We start from the raw sequence: 16,294 nt of genomic DNA on the forward strand, positions 1-16,294 counted from the left end.
GCGTCAGAGTTCGCGGTCGATCACGTGATATTCGAGCTCGCCGGCCTCGTCCTCGCTGATCGTCCAGCCGCGGACCGACTGTTTGGCGCGGTGGACCGCCTCGCGATCGCCGCAGACGAGATAATGCCACTCGGGAAGCTGCTCGCCCGCCGCGCGCAGGCGATAGGCGCAGGTCGACGGCAGCCAGTCGATGTCGCGGACATTCGACGTCGTCAGCCGCACGCATTCGGCAACATAGGCATGGCGGTGGCGATAATCCGAACACTGCCCGCTGCGCCGGTCGAGCAGCCGGCACGACACATTGGTCGCGACGAGCTCGCCGGTATCCTCGTCCTCGAGCTTGTGGATGCAGCATTTGCCGCAACCGTCGCACAGGGCTTCCCACTGGCCGCGGTCGAGCTTCTCGATCGGCGTGTCTTCCCAGAATCTGGCGCTCATCGGGCCCAGCGCTTGATGTCGTCGGCCAAGGCCTGTGGTCCCTTATCCTGTGGCAGCAGCGCGAGAGGCTTGCCGTCCGGATCCATCAGATAGGCCTGACGCGAGTGATTTACGAGGTAACCGCCACCGGGCGCGGCATCCCCCTTGGCTGAGAAGATCGCGAATTCCTTCTTTACCGTCTCGATCGACGCGGGACTGCCGGTGAGCCCGACGATGCGCGAATGAAAGGCGGTGACGAACTGTTTGACGACCGCAGGGGTGTCACGCGTCGGATCGACGGTCACGAAGATCGGCACGATCCGCGCCGCAAGCGCCGGATCGCTGGCCTCGAGCAGTTTCATCGCGCCGCCGATCGTCTGCATGTCGGTCGGACAGACATCGGGGCAGAAGGTGTAGCCGAAATACATGATCCGGTATTTGCCTGCGAACCGGCGGTCGCTGACCTGTTGCCCGTCCTGATCGACGAGCGTGAACGGCCCGCCGATCCGCGCGCCGGCAAGCGGCGGCGTCGCGGGCGCCGCGCTCGTATCGGGCGCAGAGGGGCTGCACGCCGCGAGCGCGAGGGCGGCGAGAAGGGCGGGGCGTCGATTGGTCATGATACAGCCAGCCTTGATCTGTTAGCCCGTGCGGCGCAAGCGTCGCACATCACCCGCGTCCCGAGGATCTATCGATGTCGTATATCCGCCAGTGCCCCGCCCTGACGACGGGCGCCAAGACCATGGGCGCCCTGTTGATGGGAGCCGTGATCGCGCTTCCCGTTGCCACCCTGATCGCCCCGCATGTCGCACACGCGCAGAACCAGTCGGAAGGCTATAAATTCCTGAACGCGGTGCGCGAGTCGAAGAACAACGAGGTTCTCGAAATGCTCGGACGTCCGGGCAGCAGCATCGTCAATGCGCGCGACGTCTCGACCGGCGAGGGCGCGCTGCACATCGTCATCAAACGCGCCGACGAGACCTATCTGCGGTTCCTGCTGCAAAAGGGCGCCGACGCCAATCTGCGCGACGGCAAGGGCAACACGCCGCTGCTCCTCGCGGTGACGCTCGGCCAGACAGACATGATCCCGATCCTGACCGCAGCCGGCGCCAATCCGAATCTTGCCAATTCGGCAGGGGAAACGCCGTTGATCCGCGCCGTTCAGCGCCGCGACATCGCCATGATCCGCGTGCTGCTCAACGAAAACGCCGATCCCGATCAGGCGGATATCATCGCCGGCATGTCGGCCCGCGATTATGCCAAGCAGGACGGCCGCAACGTCGTGGTGACCAAGCTGCTGGCCGATGCGCCGAAGAAGACCCGCAAGGCAGTTTCGGGACCGAAATTCTGACGATCACGTCGCCGGGCGGCTGATCCTGCCGCGTATCGGGAGGATCAGCCGCCAGCCGGATCAGAAGGCGAGACCGGCGGCGTCGGGATCGACCTGTGCGATCAGGCGGCGTGCGGCGCGTCTCGCAAAGGCTAAAGTGCAGCGCTTGCGGACATGCGCGGGCAGGGGGGTCGTATGCGCCTCACGGACGATCGCGGCGTCATAGCGGTCAGCGACGATGATCCCGGTACGTTCGGGCAGGAACGCCGCCCCGTGCAGCGGCCGCATGTCGAACCCGGCCGGCACCGCCCAGAAATAGCGATCGCAATGCCCGAGATACTCAGGCCATTTGCCATCCCCGACCAGATCCGCGCGCGACACCTTGATCTCGACGACGACGATCTGCCCGCGGGCATCGATCGCCATCAGATCGGCGCGACGCCCCCCGTCGAGGGGAACCTCGGCCATCGCGGTCAGGTCGTGGCGCAACAACATCCGGATCACGCCGCGTGCCACATCGGCGGCACATAAGGGCGATCCGGGTTCGTCGATGCAGGAGTCCGGGGGGGTGTCGAGCATGCGCCAGAAATAGAACAATCCGCGAACGACGCAAGCGCGTTCACGGATTGTTTATAGCGTTGGCGATGCAGGTGTGATGCTGATCATGAACCAGATCCTGTCCGGATCGGCTGTCGATCAGCGATAGAAGACGTGGTTGCCGATCGAAGCGACCTTGATCACGCGGCCGGCAGGGCGGCGATCGGCGGTGTTGAAATACAGCGCCTTCTCGGCCGGGCTGTTCCACGCATCGGCCAGTGCAACCTTCGCGACGGCGATGGCGATGCGGTACGACGTGCCCTTGTTGATCGCGGGGATCTGGCCGCCGCGGACAAAGCTGAACTGGCCGCGCTGCTTGACGACGTCGCAGACGTCGGCGGGAAAACGACCCGACTTGGCGCGGTTGATGATGACTTCGGCGACGGCGAGCTGGCCGGTGAGGGGCTCGCCCTTGGATTCAAAATAGATGGCGCCGGCAAGGCACTGGAGCGCTTCGTCGGCGGCGGCGCTATCCTGCGCGGCAACGGCCTGAGCGAGCGTTTCGAATTCTTCGTCTTCGATTTCGGCCGACGTCGGGACGGCGGTCTGTGCAGCGGGCTCGACGGCGGTGACGGGCGTCACGGCGGGAACGGTCTGCGGAACATTCTGAGAGGAGAGGGCGTTTAGATTTGCGAGTGCGGTAAGGCTGGCGGTCGAGCGATCGACGCCGGTCGCCTGGCTGGGCGCGCTGTTGCCGAACAGGCCGGCGAGAGAGAAGGTCATGACCGCAATCGTTGCGGCCCGCTGCAAAATCGTCATTCAAACTTATTCAGATGCGGTTGGACCACGGAACCAATCGTACGAGCCGATCGTCCAGGCATCCCCCCGACTGCGTAACTGATCCGGATCGCACCCGTCCCAGCACAACGCCAATCAATGTTGAATATCCCCTCTATCGGGGGGACTTTGGAGTCAATCGGCCAGGATCGTTTCAGCGGCGAACCGTTCCGCCGCTGCGACATCCACCTCGATCACCCAGAGATCCGGATCGCTCGACCGCCGTCGACGCCAATAGCCGTCGAGATCTTCGGTCGGAGTCGAGTCGATCAACGCCGTTCGCCCATCGGCGCCGATCCCGCGCTCGAGCAGGCGGGGCAGGGCACCTCGGTCTATTGCGACCACGAGGATCGCGCCGCCCTGTGCGTCCCCCTTGGCGAGCACTGCGCCAAAACCGCCCGCGTCGTTGACCCGTCGGAGCAGCGCGCTGACGAGGACGCCGCTGGGAAGGCGGTCGCTCATCGCAGGACCATCACGGCAGCGGACGCGGCGAGACGCGGTATCCGGGAAGCCCGGCCAAGGCGATCCGCGAGCGCATGAACGTACCCGTCCCCCGCGCCGCCTCCTCCCCCTCGGCGTCGATCAGCCGGGCATCGGCGACGAACACGCGGCGCTTCCCGCTGATCCAGCGGCCTTCGGCGATGACCGGCCCCGCCTTTAACGGGCGGGTCAGCAACAGGTTGAACGCGGTCGTCAGGAGAAAGCGATCGGTGACGAGGCTGTTTGCGGCATAGAAGGCGGCATCGTCGAGCATCTTGAAATAGCTCGTCCCATGCGCGGCACCGCCGGCATGATAATGACGTTCGTCGATCGTGAACCGGATCCGCGCAACACCGGCCTCCGGTATCTCGAGCGTCGATTCGAAGAAGCGGTTGATCGGCGCACAGGCGTAGAGCGATTCGAGCGCACGAAAATGCGCCTCGGCGCCGGCGGAGGCCAGTTCAGGCGGCATCACGGACCGCATCGGCGGTGAACAGCGCATAGAGCGCATCGGTCGAGCCTGCACCGCGCAGCTTGTCGAGGAACAGCTTGTCGCGCAGCCGACGCGATATCCGGGCAAGCGCCTTCAGGTGAACCGCACCCGCGTCGGTCGGCGACAGCAACATGAAGACGAGATCGACGGGCAGATCGTCGACGGCCTGAAAATCGATCGGCTGCGCCAGTCGCGCGAACACCGCCGTGACCTGTGTCAGTCCGTCGAGCTTGGCATGCGGGATCGCGACACCACCGCCAAATCCCGTCGAGCCCAGCTTTTCGCGGGCAATCAGACGGTCCGCGATAGTTTTTGCGTCGCCTTCGACAATGTCGGCAGCAAGCGTGGCGACATGGTGAAGCACGGCCTTTTTGTTTGCCGCGACCATGCCGGTCAGGACCGCGTCCGGACGCAGCATATCACTGAAGTCATTCATGCTGTTCATGTCTCAAAGCGCCCCCGCACGCCCCGCCTTAACGGTTTGCACGGGGGCGTAAAGCGCAGCGTCACAACAGCTGTTGCGGCTCGCGCGCTCTATTAGGGTGCGGCGGATGCGGAGCGTTGCGGTTCGACCCAGCCGATCGTGCCGTCACCGCGGCGATAGACCATGTTATGCGCGCCAGTACCCGCATTCATGAACAATAATGCGGCTGTATTGCGAAGATCCAGCATCATCACCGCGTCGGATACGCTGGCCTCGGGGATGTCGACGCGCGTCTCGGCAATTATCAGGGGCGCATCGGGGGCATCGTCCTCGGTGACCTGCTCCTGAAACAGCGTATAGCTTGCATTGTCATAGCCGTTGCTCTCCGCGATCGCCACGGCTTCACCGGCATGGCGATCCTTCAGGCGACGCATATAGCGGCGAAGCTGGGTTTCGATCTTGGCCGCGGCGCCGTCGAACGCGGCACGGGCGTCATAGGCATCGGCATGGCCCTTGAGCACCAGCCCCTTCATGACATGCGCGACGATATCGCATTTGAAGCCGGCATCATGCGGCCCCTTGCCGAACGTAACCTCGGCAGAAATGGCGCGCGAGAAATACTTGTCGGCGATACCCTGGAGTCGGTCTTCCACATGGCTGTTGAGCGCATCGCCAGTGGCGACCTGATGACCAGAAATCCGGATATCCATTATCGTCTCCTTCTCATCGGACGGTCCTATTGGCTCCGTCCGCCCGGCGTCATCCGGACGCCACGGCCCCCCAAATCGGATCCTTGATCCCCTTCATAAACGCGGCATGGGCCGCAAGGTCTCCCTCGCTGACCGTGAAAACACGTGGTTGCCGAACGACACGAGGCGTCGGTGCGACGACCGGAGTCGCAGCGGTGACGGTCCGCTCGCTGAGCAGGCCGAGACCGATCTGGCGACCACCCAACAGCTCGACATAGACCTGCGCCAGAAGCTGCGCGTCGAGCAGCGCGCCGTGGAGAACGCGGTGACTCCGATCGATCCCGAACCGCGAACACAGTGCGTCAAGCGAGTGCTTCGCGCCCGGATGACGGCTGCGGGCGATCTGCAGCGTATCGATCATCCGGTTCAGGTGAATGATCGGCCGTCCGCATTTGACGAGTTCGCCGTTGAGAAACGAGAAATCGAAGCTCGCATTATGCGCGATCATCGGCGCATCGCCGACGAAATCGAGCAGGTCCGCCACGCCCTCGCCGAACCGCGGCTTGTCGGCGAGAAACGCCTGGCTCAGCCCGTGGACGTTGAACGCCTCGACCGGCATGTCACGTTCGGGATGGTAATAGGCGTGAAAGGTGCGCCCGGTCTCGACCCGGTTGACCATCTCGACACAGCCGATCTCGACCATGCGATCGCCACCGGAAAAGCTGAGGCCGGTAGTTTCGGTATCGAAGACGATCTCACGCATCCGGCTGTTATCGGCGCTCACGTCCCGTCACGCAAGCGATCACCGCACGAACCTGCGCGCGGGTTTCGTCGAAACTCGTGTCGGTGCGAATGACATGATCGGCACGCGCGCGTTTCTCGGAATCGGGTGTCTGGCGGGCGAGGATTGCGGCGAAACGCTCGGCTGTCATGCCGGGGCGGGCAAGCACGCGGGCCCGCTGGACATCGGCGGCGGCGGTCACGACGACGATGCAGTCAACGCGCGCGTCACCGCCGGTTTCGAACAACAGCGGCACGTCGAACACGACCAGTGCGCCGGCATGAGAATAGAGAAACGCCTGACGCTCCTCACCGACCGCGGGATGCACGATCGCCTCGAGACGGCGGATCGCGGCGTCGTCGCCGAACACCGCCGCACCCAATCTTGCGCGGTCGACGGCACCGTCATGGACAGTGCCGGGAAACGCGGCGCCGATCGGGTCGACGAGTCGGCCGCCGATACTCTGCAGCTTGTGGACCGTCGCATCGGCGTCGAAGACGGGGACGCCTTCCTCCGCGAACATCGCGGCGACCGCGGATTTGCCCATGCCGATCGATCCGGTAAGCCCGACGATCATGCGGTGAGCAGCGCGCGCAAGGCCTCGTCGCGGTCCCGCGGAGGTTCCACGTGGAACAAAATCTCGAACGCGACCGCCGCCTGGCCGATGAGCATTTCGAGCCCGTCGACGGTTTCGAGATCGCGCGCGCGGGCGGCCTTGAGCAGTCCGGTCTCGAGCGGCGAATAGACGATGTCATAGACGAGCGAGTCGGGATCGAGCGCGCCGAGATCGAGGTCGAGGGGCGGCTGACCGGCCATGCCGAGGATGCTCGCATTGACCAGCAGCCGCGACGGCGGGACCGCCGGACCGATCGGCAACGCCTGTCCCTTGAGCCCGAATGTCGACAGCAACGCCGCCGCCTTGAGGGGATTGCGGTTGAGGATCGTCACCGGACCGACGCCCATACGCGACAGCGCAAACAGGATCGCGCGCGCTGCGCCGCCCGCACCGATCACGGTGACGGGCTGGCCGGCGATATCGAGATCATCGATCGGCGCCCAGAACCCCGCAGCATCGGTATTCGTACCGATGCAGTCGCCGGTGGAGTTGCGGAAGACGGTATTGATCGCGCCGATCGAACCCCGGACGTCGCCGGGGTCGGACACGTGGTCGAGCGCCGCCAGCTTGTGCGGCATGGTGATATTGCACCCCCGCCATGCGGGATCGCTCTTTCGCTCAGCGAAATAGGCGGGAAGCTCTTCCGCGGTGACGTGCTTGTGCCGGTACTCAGCGTCGATCCCGAGCGCGTCGAGCCAGAAGCCGTGGATCAGTGGCGATTTCGATTGTGCGATCGGATCGCCGATCACTTCGGCATAGGGGCGAGGGGTCATTCAGAACTCCATAAGATCCCGGGGCTGGCTGGCCGGCGTTCGACGCCGCCCACCGCGCATCGATCGCGTGTAATCGATACCACCGGGATTGCCAGACGGACGCCGATCGCCGTCAGCGGCCCGCACGCTAAGCGGGGAGTGCACCGCGGGTCCGGAGAAAATCGAGCACGTTGAGCAGCGGCATGCCGAGCACGGTGAACTGGCTGCCGTCGATCTTCGTGAAGAGCTGTGCGCCCGGACCCTCGATCCGGTAACAGCCGACGCACCCCGCGATCGCGGGCCACTCGGCATCGAGATAGGTTTCGATGAACGCGTCGGACAGCGGCCGGACATGCATCCGCGCGCGTTCGACATGGCGCCACACCGGTCGGCCATTCTCCGCGATGACCGCCGCGCTCCACAGGTCATGATGCGTGCCCGACATCCGTCGCAGATGCGCGGCCGCGTCATCGCGATCGACCGGTTTGTCGAGGATCGTGCCGTCCTCCAGCGCGACGAGCGAGTCGCTGCCGAGGACGAGATGCCCCGGCATCCGCGTCGAGACCTTCGTTGCCTTGAGTTCGGCAAGCGCATCGGCCAGATCGCGCGGTGACAGCGCGACCAGGGCCGCCTTGGCCGCATCCTCGTCGACACCTGCAAAGGTCGCATCGAACGCGACGCCCGCCGCAGTGAGCATCGCGCGACGCGACGCACTCTGCGAGGCGAGGATCACGAGGCTCATGCCTCGGGCCGGCGCTGGTTGCACAGCGCGATGATCGCCGCCGCGGTTTCCTCGATCGACCGCCGTGTCACGTCGATCACCGGCCAGCCATTGTCCGCGAACATCCGCCGCGCAAAGGCGAGTTCGCGCATCACGGCCTCTTCCTCGACATAGGAGGTGTCCGGTGCCTGGTGCAGCGACAGCAGCCGGTTGCGGCGCACCTGGATCAGCCGGTCGGCGCTGGTCGTCAGCCCCACGATCAGCGGCTTCCGCAAGGCGTAGAGGATCTTCGGCGGCGGGCTTTCGACGACGATCGGGATATTGGCAGTCTTGTAGCCGCGATTGGCGAGGTAGATCGAGGTCGGCGTCTTCGACGAGCGCGAGACGCCGGCGAGGACGATGTCAGCCTCCTCCCATTCTTCCCACGCGATCCCGTCGTCATGCGCGATCGTCCACTGGATCGCGTCGACGCGCGCGAAATAGGCGGCGTCGAGGACGTGCTGACGACCCGGCCGCGCCTTGGCCTGCTGACCCAGCAGTCCTGACAGTGCATCGTTGACCGGATCGAGCGGCGCGACCGCGGGCAGCCCGAGTGCGAGGCAGCGTTGTTCGAGGATCCGCCGCGTCGCGGGGTTCACCAGCGTGAAGATCACTAGCCCGGGATTCTGCGCGACCTCCTGCAGGATGCGTTCGAGATGCGCCTCCGTGCGGACCATCGGCCAGAAATGGCGGACCGTCTCGACATCGTCATATTGCGCGAGCGCGGCCTTGGCGATGTTCTCCAGCGTCTCGCCCGTCGAGTCCGACAGCAGGTGAAGATGGAGCCGTATCATAGGTCGCATAGCCCTGCCGCGAGGGGCCATCGGGATGAATCTGTGGATAACATGCGGATAAGGGCTAGCGTAACTCATGCCTCCCGCCAAGCGGGCCGGTCGCTGTGGATAAGTCACCTTTTATCCACAAGGCCGCGCACAGCCCGAAAAGTTATCCACAGGCTGTGGGTTGCGGGAACGGTTGAATCGAATCAGCGCGTTTGTAAGGGTATCCAGAGGTCAAACTGTTGGCATTTCCGGGATCACCGCATAAGTCCCGTGATCAACCGCCCAACCACTGCAACAACCTCTTTCTTGAATCTTCTTATAGTAGAAGAAGGGTGCTCCGCTGACCGATCCGACCCCCAATATGCCGACTTTCAAGCCGCTTCTGGCGACATTGCGCGGCAACCGTCAGGCGACTCCGCCGCTGTGGTTGATGCGCCAGGCCGGGCGCTATCTTCCCGAATATCGCGCGCTCAGAGCGGAAAAGGGCGGGTTCCTCGCGCTCGCGACCGATCCCGAGGCCGCAGCCGAGGTGACGCTGCAACCGATCCGCCGGTTCGGCTTCGACGGCTCGATCCTGTTCTCGGACATCCTGATGATTCCCTGGGCGCTGGGGCAGGATCTGAGCTTCGGGGTGGGCGAGGGGCCGCGGCTCGAACCCGCGCTGGTCGATCATGCGCTCGATCGCCTGCAGTCGGTGCCGGAGCGGCTGGAGCCGGTCTACGAGACCGTCGCACGGGTCGCCGAGGCCTTGCCGGCCGAGACGACGTTCCTGGGCTTTGCGGGCTCTCCCTGGACGGTTGCGACCTATATGGTGGCGGGCAAGGGCAGCAAGGATCAGGGCGAGACGCGACGTTTCGCCTATCGCGATCCGGCGGCCTTCGGAGCGATCATCGACGCGATCGCCGACAACACTGTCGAGTATCTCGTCCGCCAGATCGAGGCAGGAGTCGATGCGGTCCAGTTGTTCGACAGCTGGTCGGGATCGCTGTCGCCCGCGCAGTTCGAACGCTGGGTGATTGCGCCGACCGCGCGGATCATCGACGAACTCCATGCGCGCTGCCCCGGCGTGCCGGTGATCGGCTTTCCGAAGGGGGCAGGGGGCAAGCTTCCCGCCTATGCGCGCGAGACGGGTGCCGATGCGATCGGGCTCGACGAGACGGTCGATCCGGTCTGGGCGCACGCGTCGCTGCCTGCCGACCTGCCGGTGCAGGGCAATCTCGATCCGCTCGCGCTGATCGCGGGCGGTGCGGACCTCGATGCGGCGATCGACCGGATTCTCGGGGCATTCGGTGATCGTCCGCACGTCTTCAATCTGGGGCACGGTATCCTGCCCGACACGCCGATCGCGCATGTCGAGCAACTGATCGCCCGCGTCAGGAGCACGACATGAGCGGTTTTCTCGGGGCGGCCTATGATTGGGTGAAGGCCGCACACCTGATCTTTGTGATCTTCTGGATGGCGGGGCTGTTCATGCTACCGCGCTATCTCGTCTATCATCAGGAAGCGCTGGCCGCGGGCAATGCAGCCGAGGCGGCGAGCTGGATCGAGCGCGAGGGCAAGATCCGGAAGATCATCCTGACGCCGGCGATGATCGTCGTCTGGGTGCTGGGACTCGCGCTCGCGCTCAACCTCGGGCTGGCGGACGGCGCGCCGGGGCTGGGGTGGCTGCATCTCAAGCTGCTGCTGGTGTTCCTGCTGACGGGCTATCATGGCTGGACGGTCGGCTACGCCAAGAAGCTCGCGGCGGGGAAGCCGACGCTGACGGGCAAGCAGTTGCGGATGCTCAATGAGATTCCTGCGCTGGCGGTGACGCTCATCGTCGTGCTGGTGATCGTCAAGCCGTTCTGACTCCCCACGTCATCCTGGACTTGATCCAGGATCCAGAGCGGCGGAGGACACCGTTTGTGGCTCTGGATCCTGGGTCGAGCCCCAGATGGCGGTCGAGGCGGTCGCCCCGTCACCGCTTGACTAACCGCCCCCCCAATTCTACCTCAATTCCCAGCACGGCCTCCTGGCGTCCTGCCCGGTCGTGTGGTCCTGCCTGTTCGGCTCGCCCAGTTCCGCTTTCCAGCGCACCCGCAGACCGAACCTGTTCCCGTTGATCGCTATCCGGAAATCCCCATGCATCTCAAAGACCTGAAGAAGAAGAAGCCCGCCGAGCTGGTCCAGCTGGCCGAGGAACTGGGGGTCGAGAGCGCCTCGACGCTGCGCAAGCAGGACCTGTTGTTCGCGATCCTGAAGGTGCAGGCAGACAATGGCGACCAGATCATGGGACTTGGCACGATCGAAGTGCTGCCCGATGGTTTCGGCTTCCTGCGCTCGCCCGAGTCCAACTATCTCGCCGGGCCCGACGATATCTATATCTCGCCGAACCAGGTGCGGAAGTTCGGCCTGCGTACCGGTGACACGGTCGAGGGCGAAATCCGCGGGCCGAAGGACGGCGAGCGCTATTTCTCGCTGGTGAAGCTAACGGCCGTCAATTTCGACGATCCCGACGTCGTCCGCCACCGCGTCAATTTCGACAATCTCACGCCGCTCTACCCCGAGAGCAAGCTGACGCTCGATCCCGCCGACCCGACCGTCAAGGACAAGTCGGCGCGTGTGATCGACATCGTGTCGCCGCAGGGCAAGGGCCAGCGCACGCTGATCGTCGCCCCGCCGCGCGTCGGTAAGACGGTCATGTTGCAGAACATGGCCAAGGCGATCACCGACAACCACCCTGAGGTGTTCCTGATCGTCCTGCTGATCGACGAGCGTCCCGAGGAAGTCACCGACATGCAGCGCAGCGTGAAGGGCGAGGTCGTCAGCTCGACGTTCGACGAACCCGCGCAGCGCCACGTCCAGGTCGCCGAGATGGTGATCGAAAAGGCCAAGCGCCTGGTCGAGCACAAGAAGGACGTGGTGATCCTGCTCGACTCGATCACGCGTCTGGGTCGTGCCTACAACACCGTCGTGCCGTCGTCGGGCAAGGTCCTGACCGGTGGTGTCGATGCAAACGCACTGCAGCGTCCGAAGCGCTTCTTCGGTGCGGCACGCAACATCGAGGAGGGCGGCTCGCTCTCGATTATCGCGACCGCGCTGATCGACACGGGCAGCCGCATGGACGAGGTGATCTTCGAGGAATTCAAGGGCACCGGCAACTCGGAAATCGTGCTCGACCGCAAGGTCGCGGACAAGCGCATCTTCCCGGCGCTCGACGTCGGCAAGTCGGGCACGCGCAAGGAAGAGCTGCTGGTCGACAAGGCCAAGCTCTCCAAGATGTGGGTGCTGCGTCGTATCCTCATGCAGATGGGCACGATCGACGCGATGGAGTTCCTGCTCGACAAGATGAAGGATTCGAAGACCAACGAGAATTTCTTCGACAGCATGAATCAATAACCGAGGGCGGCCTGCGCCAAGCTGGCGCAGGACTCGCACCGGTTCGGCCGGCGGGGCAGCGCCCCGACCGACGACATGGGCGAAGCCCATGTCCGGCCCAGTACACCGACCCAAAATGCGGCACGCGAGAGCAATGGCTTTCGTGTGCCGCTTTGCTATGAAACCCATTGAAATCCGCCATCTCCGCACGTCGGTGGTGGCCCGTCACCGGGAGCTGACATCTTGAGTATCATCGCCATGCTGGCCACCGCCGCATCGGGAGTAACCGGACCCGGTTCACCGCTGGAAATCTGGCAGCACATCGTCGCCGACTTCTCCAATCTCGGCGACCCGAAGGCGCTGGCCGCGTTCGGATCGGTCCTGATGATCGACCTCGTCCTTGCCGGCGACAATGCGATCGTCGTCGGCGCGCTCGCCGCGGGGCTTCCCGCCGACCAGCGCAAGAAGGTCATCCTGATCGGCATCGGTGCGGCGCTCGTCCTGCGCATCTTCTTCGCGCTGATCGTGACGTGGCTGATGGGGATCGTCGGGCTGATCTTCGCGGGCGGCCTGCTGCTGCTGTGGGTCAGCTGGAAGTTCTGGCGTGAAATCCGCGAGGGTGCACAGAATGCCGGCTCCGAGGAAATCGAGGGCGACGAACGCTCGGGGATCAAGTCGTCCAAGGGCTTTGCCAGCGCCGCCTGGGCGGTCGCGGTCGCCGACGTGTCGATGAGCCTCGACAACGTGCTCGCGGTTGCAGGCGCGGCGCGCGAGCATCCCGGCATCCTCGTCATCGGCCTGTTGCTGTCGGTCGCGATGATGGGTCTGGCGGCGAACTTCATCGCGCGGATCATCAACCGCTATCGCTGGATCGCCTATATCGGCCTGGCGGTGATCCTCGTGGTCGCGGTGAAGATGATCTACGAGGGCTGGACCGGTACCGGCGAAACGCTCGGGATCGTCTCGCTGCTCGGCTGATCGGGGCAGCGTCCGGATAAGAAAAAGGCCTCGCCGGGATCGTCCGGCGAGGCTTTTTTTTTGGCGAGGGGGGCGCGTTCGGAGGGATCAGCGGCGGATGATCTTGCCGTTGAACATCCCGGGAATGTCGACCTCGGCACCCTTGGCAAGATAGATCTTCCCGGTCACCATTCCTGAGACGCGCAGCCGGCAATTCAGACCCACGCGGACCTTTCCAGTGACCATCCCGCTAATGTCGGTATCCTCGATGATGTCGAGCGGGCCGGTCATCATGCCCGAAATCGTCTTCACCCCAGATGCTCGGCAAAGAATGCCGCGGTGCGTTCGTCCGCCAGCTTGGCCGATGCATCCGACCGGCGCTCGCCGAACTCGGTCGCGAAGCCGTGATCCTCGCCTGCATAATCGTAGATCGTGACCTTGGGGTGATCGTCGAGCCCGGCGTGCATCGCCGCCTGCGCGTCCTTGTCGACGAAATGATCCTCCTCGGGGACGTGGAGCAGCACGGGGTTTGCGACCGCGTGCTTCTCGCCAAGCAGCCCGTCGATCCCTACGCCGTAATAGCCGACGCTCGCATCGATGTCGGTGCGCGCCGCGGTCATGAAGGCGAGGCGGCCACCGAGGCAATAGCCGACCGCGCCGACCTTGGCGCCGTCACCAAGTTCGCCGCGCGCGGCGCGGATCGTCGCCTCGATATCGGCGATACCCTTGTCCTGGTCGAACTGGCCCATGAGTTCGAGCGCGCGATCGAATTCGGGCTTCACGTCCGGGTCGAGCTCGATGCCCGGCTCCAGCCGCCAGAACAGGTCAGGGGCGATCGCGAGATAGCCGGCCTCGGCGAGCGTGTCGCACTTGCGGCGGATGCCGGCATTCACGCCGAAGATCTCCTGGATCACGACGATCGCGGCCTTGGGCGTGCCGGCGGGGACCGCGCGATAGGCGGTGAAGCTGCCGTCGCCCGCGAGCGTCGGGATGGTGGTGGTGTTGGTCATAGCAATCCTCCTTGCGGCCGTTCGAGATCGAGCAGCCGGGATTTTGTGATCGGGCCTTGGCCTGCGGAATACGCACCAAGCCCGCCCCCGGCTCCGAGAATTCGGTGGCAGGGGACGACGATCGGAAACGGATTGCGCGCACAGGCCTGGCCGATCGCACGCGGGCTGGACCGGATCGCCTGCGCGAGATCGCCATAGCTGGCGGTCCGGCCGTAAGGGACCGCAACGATCGCCTGGCGCAGCGCGTCGCCGCGGGGCGTCAGCGATGGCGCGAGCGGAAGGTCGAAGACGGTGAGACGGCCGGCAAAATACGCGTCGAGCTGGCGAAGCGCTTCGCGGATCACCGGGTTCATGGTCGCCTCGACGATGCCGTCCCGGTCGATCGCGATCGCGTCGATCCGGTCGGTGCTGCCGGTCACGCGGATCAGCCCGATAGGCGTTGCGATCGAGGCGGCATCCCGCGCATACATTGCCACGCTATGCCGTGCCCCGCCGTGCGGCTCAAGCGCCACCGAAAGGGCCGTCCATGAAGATGAACATCGAAATCGAATGCACGCCCGAAGAGGCCCGCCGCGCGGTCGGCCTGCCCGACCTGACGCCGATCCATGACCGCTATGTCGCGATGATGATCGAGGCGATGCCCGGGCTCGGCGACGGGGCGATGCAGCCCGAGATGATCGAGACGATGATGCGCGGGTGGCAGCCGATGGGCGAGGCGGGGATGGCGTTCTGGAAACGGATGTTCGACGGCGCGACGCAGACGGGCAAAACGGGCGGTTGAGTAACAGAATGACGACGATCTTTGCGGTGTCGAGCGGGCGCCCGCCCGCGGCGATCGCGGTGGTGCGGATATCGGGCCCGGGGGCGTTTGCGGCAGCGGTCGCGCTCGCCGGGCCGCTTCCTGCCGCGCGGCATGCCAGTTTGCGTGCTCTGCGTGATGCCAGCGGGACGATGCTCGATCGCGCATTGGTGATCGTCTTTCCAGGCCCGACCACCGCGACGGGTGAGGATCTCGTCGAGCTCCACTGTCACGGGGGGCGGGCGGTCATCGCCGCGGTCGAACGCACGCTTACGGCGATGACCGGGTTACGACTGGCCGAGCCGGGCGAATTTACCCGCCGCGCGCTTGGTAACGGACGGATCGACCTGACCCAGGCCGAAGGGCTTGCGGATCTGCTCGAGGCCGAAACCGAGGCGCAGCGTGTTGCCGCGATCACCGCGACCGAGGGGCGGGTGAGCCAGGCGGTGCGCGGCTGGATGGACGCGGTCGCGATGCTGTCCGCACGGATCGAGGCGATGCTCGACTTTGCCGACGAGGATGACGTGACGAGCGATGCGGCGGCCTTCGACGCGGTGCTCGCCGATCTCGCAGCGCTGGCGGCTGAGATCGAGACGGTGGTGGCGAGCCCCCCGGTCGAGCGACTGAAAGACGGCCTTCGCGTCGTGATCGGCGGCCCCCCCAACAGCGGCAAATCGACCTTGCTCAATCTGATGGGGGAGCGCGATGCCGCGATCGTATCGCCGATCTCGGGGACAACGCGTGACCGCATTGATGTCCCTGTTATGCGCAACGGGGTCGCTTATGTCCTGACTGATACCGCGGGTCTGATCGATACGCTTGATCCGATCGAGGCGATCGGCGTTGCCCGGGCGGAGAGCGCGATGGCTACGGCGGACCTGCTGCTGTGGCTGGCTGACACGGCGCCGCCACGCGAGGATGCGATCTGGGTTCACGCCCGAGCCGATCTGCCGGGGCGGGACGGGGGCGTCCCGCCCGGTCGGATGATTGCCTTCTCGCAAAGCGATCAGGCATCGCTCGATCGGCTCTGGGCCATAGTTCATGATCGCGCAGTTGCTCTGCTTCCGTGCAATGACGATCTGGCGCTCAAGGCGGACCAGCGCCTACGCTGCGAGCGGGCTGCGGCGACACTGCGTGCGGCGGGCACGGACCCGCTAATCGTTGCGGAGCATCTTCGCGAAGCCCGCACCGGGCTCGCTGCGGTGCTGGGTCTCGACGCGACCGGAGAGATGCTCGACGCACTGTTCGGCCGGTTCTGCATCGGCAAATGATGTTC

At 65.0% G+C, this 16,294-nt stretch carries 23 protein-coding genes; 7 read left to right on the forward strand and 16 right to left on the reverse strand.

Features of this window, described 5'->3' with window-relative positions:
- Positions 1-3: 3 nt before the first annotated feature.
- Together IFT71_RS11215 and IFT71_RS11220 are read right to left on the reverse strand one after the other, a co-directional pair.
- Positions 4-438 carry a YcgN family cysteine cluster protein gene (locus IFT71_RS11215; RefSeq protein ID WP_031395091.1) on the reverse strand — a complete coding sequence of 145 codons (435 nt, stop codon included), beginning with the start codon at positions 436-438 and terminating at the stop codon, positions 4-6.
- Positions 435-1,034, reverse strand: coding sequence for an SCO family protein (locus tag IFT71_RS11220; protein WP_192140838.1), 600 nt, complete (start codon positions 1,032-1,034; stop codon positions 435-437). Before IFT71_RS11220 ends, IFT71_RS11215 begins: the two co-directional genes overlap by 4 nt.
- Positions 1,035-1,108: 74 nt before the next feature.
- Here IFT71_RS11220 and IFT71_RS11225 point away from each other — a divergent pair, with 74 nt between their 5' ends.
- On the forward strand, positions 1,109-1,765 hold the full coding sequence (locus tag IFT71_RS11225; RefSeq protein WP_244180452.1) for an ankyrin repeat domain-containing protein: 657 nt from the start codon (positions 1,109-1,111) through the stop codon (positions 1,763-1,765).
- A gap of 60 nt (positions 1,766-1,825) precedes the next feature.
- On the opposite strand, the gene IFT71_RS11230 is transcribed toward IFT71_RS11225, so the two are convergent.
- The 11 genes from IFT71_RS11230 to IFT71_RS11280 all read right to left on the reverse strand — a co-directional run bounded on the left by IFT71_RS11230 (position 1,826) and on the right by IFT71_RS11280 (position 8,907).
- The gene (locus IFT71_RS11230) at positions 1,826-2,323 is read right to left on the reverse strand and encodes an MmcB family DNA repair protein (RefSeq protein WP_192140840.1); all 498 of its coding nucleotides are present in this window, start codon (positions 2,321-2,323) and stop codon (positions 1,826-1,828) included.
- A gap of 117 nt (positions 2,324-2,440) precedes the next feature.
- Entirely contained in the window at positions 2,441-3,064 is a 624-nt protein-coding gene (locus IFT71_RS11235) for a cell wall hydrolase (protein ID WP_244654870.1), read from the reverse strand.
- Between the two features lie 189 nt (positions 3,065-3,253).
- A complete protein-coding gene (locus IFT71_RS11240; RefSeq protein WP_192140844.1) occupies positions 3,254-3,580 on the reverse strand; it encodes a DUF1491 family protein in 327 nt (108 codons plus the stop codon).
- Between the two features lie 10 nt (positions 3,581-3,590).
- Positions 3,591-4,070 carry a PaaI family thioesterase gene (locus IFT71_RS11245; protein WP_031395097.1) on the reverse strand — a complete coding sequence of 160 codons (480 nt, stop codon included), beginning with the start codon at positions 4,068-4,070 and terminating at the stop codon, positions 3,591-3,593.
- Complete coding sequence (locus IFT71_RS11250; protein ID WP_107931477.1) at positions 4,060-4,527, reverse strand: PTS sugar transporter subunit IIA; 468 nt, start codon at positions 4,525-4,527, stop codon at positions 4,060-4,062. Before IFT71_RS11250 ends, IFT71_RS11245 begins: the two co-directional genes overlap by 11 nt.
- A 101-nt stretch (positions 4,528-4,628) precedes the next feature.
- Positions 4,629-5,225, reverse strand: coding sequence for a ribosome hibernation-promoting factor, HPF/YfiA family (gene hpf / locus IFT71_RS11255; RefSeq protein WP_159512081.1), 597 nt, complete (start codon positions 5,223-5,225; stop codon positions 4,629-4,631).
- Between the two features lie 49 nt (positions 5,226-5,274).
- A complete protein-coding gene (gene dnaQ, locus IFT71_RS11260) occupies positions 5,275-5,967 on the reverse strand; it encodes a DNA polymerase III subunit epsilon (protein WP_192069677.1) in 693 nt (230 codons plus the stop codon).
- A gap of 7 nt (positions 5,968-5,974) precedes the next feature.
- Positions 5,975-6,562, reverse strand: coding sequence for a dephospho-CoA kinase (coaE, locus tag IFT71_RS11265; protein WP_192140846.1), 588 nt, complete (start codon positions 6,560-6,562; stop codon positions 5,975-5,977).
- A complete protein-coding gene (locus tag IFT71_RS11270) occupies positions 6,559-7,374 on the reverse strand; it encodes a shikimate dehydrogenase family protein (RefSeq protein ID WP_192140848.1) in 816 nt (271 codons plus the stop codon). Before IFT71_RS11270 ends, coaE begins: the two co-directional genes overlap by 4 nt.
- A 127-nt stretch (positions 7,375-7,501) precedes the next feature.
- Positions 7,502-8,095, reverse strand: a complete 594-nt coding sequence (locus IFT71_RS11275) for a Maf family protein (RefSeq protein WP_192140850.1) — start codon at positions 8,093-8,095, stop codon at positions 7,502-7,504.
- On the reverse strand, positions 8,092-8,907 hold the full coding sequence (locus IFT71_RS11280) for a pyruvate, water dikinase regulatory protein (protein ID WP_031440906.1): 816 nt from the start codon (positions 8,905-8,907) through the stop codon (positions 8,092-8,094). The genes IFT71_RS11275 and IFT71_RS11280 overlap by 4 nt, the downstream gene beginning before the upstream one ends.
- Positions 8,908-9,256: 349 nt before the next feature.
- Between IFT71_RS11280 and hemE the strand changes: the two genes are divergently transcribed.
- From hemE to IFT71_RS11300, 4 genes are all read left to right on the forward strand, one after another.
- Positions 9,257-10,285 (forward strand): uroporphyrinogen decarboxylase, encoded by a 1,029-nt coding sequence (hemE, locus tag IFT71_RS11285; RefSeq protein ID WP_192140852.1) that lies wholly within the window; start codon positions 9,257-9,259, stop codon positions 10,283-10,285.
- Positions 10,282-10,743, forward strand: coding sequence for a CopD family protein (locus IFT71_RS11290; RefSeq protein ID WP_031440904.1), 462 nt, complete (start codon positions 10,282-10,284; stop codon positions 10,741-10,743). The genes hemE and IFT71_RS11290 overlap by 4 nt, the downstream gene beginning before the upstream one ends.
- Positions 10,744-11,016: 273 nt before the next feature.
- Positions 11,017-12,273 (forward strand): transcription termination factor Rho, encoded by a 1,257-nt coding sequence (gene rho, locus IFT71_RS11295; RefSeq protein ID WP_031395107.1) that lies wholly within the window; start codon positions 11,017-11,019, stop codon positions 12,271-12,273.
- 237 nt (positions 12,274-12,510) lie between these two features.
- The gene (locus tag IFT71_RS11300) at positions 12,511-13,230 is read left to right on the forward strand and encodes a TerC family protein (protein WP_031395108.1); all 720 of its coding nucleotides are present in this window, start codon (positions 12,511-12,513) and stop codon (positions 13,228-13,230) included.
- 87 nt (positions 13,231-13,317) lie between these two features.
- On the opposite strand, the gene IFT71_RS11305 is transcribed toward IFT71_RS11300, so the two are convergent.
- Genes IFT71_RS11305 through IFT71_RS11315 form a run of 3 tightly spaced genes read right to left on the reverse strand, consistent with a single transcriptional unit; the run spans position 13,318 to position 14,689 of the window.
- Positions 13,318-13,521, reverse strand: a complete 204-nt coding sequence (locus tag IFT71_RS11305) for a hypothetical protein (RefSeq protein ID WP_192140854.1) — start codon at positions 13,519-13,521, stop codon at positions 13,318-13,320.
- The gene (locus tag IFT71_RS11310; protein WP_192140856.1) at positions 13,518-14,219 is read right to left on the reverse strand and encodes a dienelactone hydrolase family protein; all 702 of its coding nucleotides are present in this window, start codon (positions 14,217-14,219) and stop codon (positions 13,518-13,520) included. Before IFT71_RS11310 ends, IFT71_RS11305 begins: the two co-directional genes overlap by 4 nt.
- Positions 14,216-14,689 carry a methylated-DNA--[protein]-cysteine S-methyltransferase gene (locus tag IFT71_RS11315; protein WP_192141258.1) on the reverse strand — a complete coding sequence of 158 codons (474 nt, stop codon included), beginning with the start codon at positions 14,687-14,689 and terminating at the stop codon, positions 14,216-14,218. The genes IFT71_RS11310 and IFT71_RS11315 overlap by 4 nt, the downstream gene beginning before the upstream one ends.
- 56 nt (positions 14,690-14,745) lie before the next feature.
- On the opposite strand from IFT71_RS11315, the gene IFT71_RS11320 reads away from it, so the two are divergent.
- The gene (locus IFT71_RS11320) at positions 14,746-15,000 is read left to right on the forward strand and encodes a DUF6489 family protein (RefSeq protein WP_031440901.1); all 255 of its coding nucleotides are present in this window, start codon (positions 14,746-14,748) and stop codon (positions 14,998-15,000) included.
- An 8-nt stretch (positions 15,001-15,008) separates the two neighbouring features.
- On the forward strand, positions 15,009-16,289 hold the full coding sequence (gene mnmE / locus IFT71_RS11325; protein WP_192140858.1) for a tRNA uridine-5-carboxymethylaminomethyl(34) synthesis GTPase MnmE: 1,281 nt from the start codon (positions 15,009-15,011) through the stop codon (positions 16,287-16,289).
- The last annotated feature ends 5 nt before the right edge of the window (positions 16,290-16,294 follow it).

This window comes from Sphingomonas sp. CFBP 13733 (assembly GCF_014841795.1).
GTDB classification, from domain to species: domain Bacteria; phylum Pseudomonadota; class Alphaproteobacteria; order Sphingomonadales; family Sphingomonadaceae; genus Sphingomonas; species Sphingomonas aerolata.

Bases quoted from the DNA above. Each gene is read 5' to 3' on its own strand.
- IFT71_RS11320 (WP_031440901.1), top strand. From the start codon at position 14,746: ATGAAGATGAACATCGAAATCGAATGCACGCCCGAAGAGGCCCGCCGC.
- rho (WP_031395107.1), top strand. From the start codon at position 11,017: ATGCATCTCAAAGACCTGAAGAAGAAGAAGCCCGCCGAGCTGGTCCAG.
- IFT71_RS11245 (WP_031395097.1), bottom strand. From the start codon at position 4,070: ATGCCGCCTGAACTGGCCTCCGCCGGCGCCGAGGCGCATTTTCGTGCG.
- IFT71_RS11240 (WP_192140844.1), bottom strand. From the start codon at position 3,580: ATGAGCGACCGCCTTCCCAGCGGCGTCCTCGTCAGCGCGCTGCTCCGA.
- dnaQ (WP_192069677.1), bottom strand. From the start codon at position 5,967: ATGCGTGAGATCGTCTTCGATACCGAAACTACCGGCCTCAGCTTTTCC.
- IFT71_RS11250 (WP_107931477.1), bottom strand. From the start codon at position 4,527: ATGAATGACTTCAGTGATATGCTGCGTCCGGACGCGGTCCTGACCGGC.
- IFT71_RS11230 (WP_192140840.1), bottom strand. From the start codon at position 2,323: ATGCTCGACACCCCCCCGGACTCCTGCATCGACGAACCCGGATCGCCC.
- IFT71_RS11225 (WP_244180452.1), top strand. From the start codon at position 1,109: ATGTCGTATATCCGCCAGTGCCCCGCCCTGACGACGGGCGCCAAGACC.
- IFT71_RS11310 (WP_192140856.1), bottom strand. From the start codon at position 14,219: ATGACCAACACCACCACCATCCCGACGCTCGCGGGCGACGGCAGCTTC.
- hemE (WP_192140852.1), top strand. From the start codon at position 9,257: ATGCCGACTTTCAAGCCGCTTCTGGCGACATTGCGCGGCAACCGTCAG.
- IFT71_RS11280 (WP_031440906.1), bottom strand. From the start codon at position 8,907: ATGATACGGCTCCATCTTCACCTGCTGTCGGACTCGACGGGCGAGACG.
- IFT71_RS11220 (WP_192140838.1), bottom strand. From the start codon at position 1,034: ATGACCAATCGACGCCCCGCCCTTCTCGCCGCCCTCGCGCTCGCGGCG.
- coaE (WP_192140846.1), bottom strand. From the start codon at position 6,562: ATGATCGTCGGGCTTACCGGATCGATCGGCATGGGCAAATCCGCGGTC.
- IFT71_RS11315 (WP_192141258.1), bottom strand. From the start codon at position 14,689: ATGTATGCGCGGGATGCCGCCTCGATCGCAACGCCTATCGGGCTGATC.
- hpf (WP_159512081.1), bottom strand. From the start codon at position 5,225: ATGGATATCCGGATTTCTGGTCATCAGGTCGCCACTGGCGATGCGCTC.
- IFT71_RS11270 (WP_192140848.1), bottom strand. From the start codon at position 7,374: ATGACCCCTCGCCCCTATGCCGAAGTGATCGGCGATCCGATCGCACAA.
- mnmE (WP_192140858.1), top strand. From the start codon at position 15,009: ATGACGACGATCTTTGCGGTGTCGAGCGGGCGCCCGCCCGCGGCGATC.
- IFT71_RS11275 (WP_192140850.1), bottom strand. From the start codon at position 8,095: ATGAGCCTCGTGATCCTCGCCTCGCAGAGTGCGTCGCGTCGCGCGATG.
- IFT71_RS11300 (WP_031395108.1), top strand. From the start codon at position 12,511: ATGCTGGCCACCGCCGCATCGGGAGTAACCGGACCCGGTTCACCGCTG.
- IFT71_RS11235 (WP_244654870.1), bottom strand. From the start codon at position 3,064: ATGACCTTCTCTCTCGCCGGCCTGTTCGGCAACAGCGCGCCCAGCCAG.
- IFT71_RS11290 (WP_031440904.1), top strand. From the start codon at position 10,282: ATGAGCGGTTTTCTCGGGGCGGCCTATGATTGGGTGAAGGCCGCACAC.
- IFT71_RS11215 (WP_031395091.1), bottom strand. From the start codon at position 438: ATGAGCGCCAGATTCTGGGAAGACACGCCGATCGAGAAGCTCGACCGC.